1 pseudogene is annotated in these 277 nt (G+C 55.6%); it reads right to left on the minus strand.

What is annotated here, in order from left to right:
* Window positions 1–277: pseudogene (locus LD028_RS08905) on the minus strand (two-component sensor histidine kinase); the annotation flags it as partial.

The following is a 277-nucleotide window of genomic DNA, read 5'->3' on the forward strand; positions in this document are numbered from 1 at the left end:
CGGCTGAGCGCCTCGGTCGCCTGTTTCATGCGAAGGAGCGGCATCGTGATGGCGCGGGAGAAAAAGGCGATGGTCAACACGGTGATCGCCACCGACAGCACGCCAACGACGATAAAATGATGCTTCAGTTTATACACCATCGTCCGGATCGAGCGGGTGTCTTGAAACATATACACATATCCTCTTGTTTCACCCCTGATTTGAATCGGGCTGACGGCGGCGATATGCGATGCCCGCTTCCAGTCGGTTTCGACCATCATTCCCCGGCGGGGAATAT

This window comes from Anoxybacillus sp. LAT27, assembly GCF_022030075.1.
Lineage (GTDB): Bacteria > Bacillota > Bacilli > Bacillales > Anoxybacillaceae > Anoxybacillus > Anoxybacillus kestanbolensis.